Below are 2,581 nucleotides of genomic sequence, written 5' to 3'. Positions count from 1 at the left end.
GACTTCACGTTCGTATCGACTGCGGGCGGCGCGTTTCTTGAATGGATGGAAGGCAAGGAGCTGCCCGGCGTGGCGGCTCTGAACCGATAGGATACAGGTGGGGACCTGATGGCCAGGATTACGCTTCGACAGCTTCTCGATCACGCGGCCGAGCACGGCTATGGCGTGCCCGCGTTCAACATCAACAACATGGAACAGGCGCTGGCGATCATGGAGGCCGCGGAGGCCACCGACTCGCCGGTGATCATGCAGGCGTCGCGCGGCGCCCGCTCCTACGCCAACGACATCGTGCTGAAGCACCTGATCGACGCGATGGCCGAGATGTATCCGGACATCCCGATCTGCATGCACCAGGACCACGGGAACAACGAGGCCACCTGCGCCACGGCGATCCAGTACGGCTTCACCTCGGTGATGATGGACGGCTCGCTGAAGGCCGACGGCAAGACGCCGGCCGACTACGACTACAACGTCGAGGTCACCCGCAACGTCGTGAACATGGCCCACTGGGTCGGCGCCTCGGTCGAGGGCGAGCTGGGCGTGCTGGGCTCGCTCGAAACCGGCATGGGCGAGAAGGAAGACGGCCACGGCTTCGAGGGCAAGCTCAGCCACGACCAGCTCCTGACCGACCCCGACCAGGCGGTCGAGTTCGTGAAGGCCACCGAGGTCGACGCCCTGGCCATCGCCATGGGCACGTCGCACGGCGCCTACAAGTTCACGCGCAAGCCGGACGGCGACGTCCTGGCGATGAACGTGATCGAAGAGATCCACCGCCGCCTGCCCAACACCCACCTGGTGATGCACGGCTCCTCGTCGGTCCCGCAGGACCTGCAGGAGATCATCAACAAGTACGGCGGCGAGATGCCCCAGACCTGGGGCGTGCCCGTCGAAGAGATCCAGCGCGGCATCAAGCACGGCGTGCGCAAGATCAACATCGACACCGACAACCGCATGGCCATCACCGGCGCCATCCGGAAGGTGTTCGCCGAGAAGCCGGGCGAGTTCGACCCGCGCAGCTACCTGAAGCCCGCCAAGGAAGCCATGCGCAAGGTCTGCGTCCAGCGCTTCGAGGAGTTCGGCACGGCCGGCCACGCCTCGAAGATCAAGGCGCTCCCGCTCTCCGCCATGGCCAAGCGCTACGCTTCGGGCGAACTGGCCCCGAAGATCGGCCTCACCAAGGTCGCCGCCGAGTAGCCGGCCCCCAGGGGGGAGCCGTTCCAGGTCCTCCCCTTCTGGGGGAGGTCCCGAAGGCGGAGGGGGTGGCCGTTCAGGCCTTGGCCAGCAGCTCGCCCATCATCCGATGGACCAGGTTGATGGCCTTTAGCGGGCGGATCATGACCTTGAAGCCGGTGATCTTCCCGGCCTCGTTCCACGAGATGATGTCGACCCCGTTGACGGTGATGCCGTCGATCTCGGTGGCGAACTCCAGCACCGCCGACCGCTCGGCCCGCCATTCGCCGACATAGCGGAAGCTGTCGTTGTTCAGCACCTGCAGGGCGCCCGCCAGGTAGGTCACGGTGATCGTCTTGCCCACCTGCGGCGTGTGCACCACGGGGCTCTCGAACACCGCCTCGTCGGCGATCAGGTCCTTCAGCGCGGCCAGGTCGCGGCTCTTCACCACGTCGTGCCAGCGGGCGATCGTGTCCATCCTCGGCTCCTTGCCCGCCCGCAACTGCACCCGTCCCGACCGGCGCGCAAGGCCATTGTCTCGCCGCCGGCGTGTGGCGCACAATCGGCGGTGGAGGCGTGGATGGACACACTCGAAGTCATCGCCCGGCCGCACTTCCAAAAGGCCGACCTGGCCTGGCTGACCGACATCCGCGCGCGGCGCGCCGGCAGTCGCGGCCCGCCCTATTTCACGCTCGTGTTCCACGGGACCGAGATGGCGCCGGCCGCCTTCGTGGAGCAGGTCAGGACGCTCGCCGCCGGCATCCCGCGCATCCGTTTCCGGCTGCGCTGCGCCCTGGTGGCGCCCGAGCCGCTTGTCGGCCGCCACCACGTGTTCCTCGTGCCGGACGAGGGCTTCGGCGCAATCAGCAAGCTGTACGACGCGCTGCACGTCGGCGACATCGAGGTGGGCCTGCGATTCGATTCCGCCTACCTGCCTCACATCACCGTCGCCACCACCGACGACTACGCCGCCGCCCGCAAGCTGGCTCAGGCGCTGAACCTGGGGGGCGTCGACATCAGCGGCCACATCGACGCCCTGGAGGTCGAGCGGCGGAGCGGCGACGTCGTGCGCAAGGTGGCCGAGATCCCGCTCGTGAAGACCGGCTGGTTCGGCTGAACCTCAGGCCTCGATGGCGGCGCCCTTCATCTCCTTGACGAACAAGAGGCCGACCACCGCCGTGAAGGCGGCGACGGCGATCGGGTACCAGAGGCCGAAGTAGATGTTCCCGGTGGCGGCGACCATCGCGAAGGCCGTCGTCGGCAGGAACCCGCCCAGCCAGCCGTTCCCCAGATGGTAAGGCAGCGACATGGACGTGTACCGGATCCGCGCCGGGAACATCTCCACCAGCGCCGCCGCGATAGGCCCGTAGACCATGGTCACGTAGATCACCAGCAGCCAGAGTAGGAAGAC

4 protein-coding genes and 1 pseudogene are annotated in these 2,581 nt (G+C 67.2%); 3 read left to right on the top strand and 2 right to left on the bottom strand.

Features of this window, described 5'->3' with window-relative positions; translation table 11 throughout:
* The coding region (locus Q0L11_RS18655) for a hypothetical protein (RefSeq protein WP_296599232.1) at positions 1-90 on the top strand (90 nt) is incomplete at its 5' end.
* 18 nt (positions 91-108) lie between these two features.
* Positions 109-1,194 carry a class II fructose-bisphosphate aldolase gene (gene fba / locus Q0L11_RS18650; RefSeq protein WP_296599231.1) on the top strand — a complete coding sequence of 362 codons (1,086 nt, stop codon included), beginning with the start codon at positions 109-111 and terminating at the stop codon, positions 1,192-1,194.
* A gap of 73 nt (positions 1,195-1,267) precedes the next feature.
* On the opposite strand, the gene Q0L11_RS18645 is transcribed toward fba, so the two are convergent.
* Entirely contained in the window at positions 1,268-1,648 is a 381-nt protein-coding gene (locus Q0L11_RS18645; protein ID WP_296599230.1) for a nuclear transport factor 2 family protein, read from the bottom strand.
* Positions 1,649-1,750: 102 nt separating this feature from the next.
* Between Q0L11_RS18645 and Q0L11_RS18640 the strand changes: the two genes are divergently transcribed.
* Entirely contained in the window at positions 1,751-2,287 is a 537-nt protein-coding gene (locus Q0L11_RS18640) for a 2'-5' RNA ligase family protein (RefSeq protein WP_296599228.1), read from the top strand.
* A 3-nt stretch (positions 2,288-2,290) separates the two neighbouring features.
* Here the strand turns inward: Q0L11_RS18640 and Q0L11_RS18635 are convergent.
* Positions 2,291-2,581, bottom strand: a pseudogene (locus tag Q0L11_RS18635) (MFS transporter); the annotation flags it as partial.

The sequence above is a fragment of the Phenylobacterium sp. genome (assembly GCF_024508875.1).
GTDB lineage: Bacteria > Pseudomonadota > Alphaproteobacteria > Caulobacterales > Caulobacteraceae > Phenylobacterium.
Note: the sequence above shows the minus strand (reverse complement) of the source record. Positions and strands in the feature narration are given on the sequence as shown.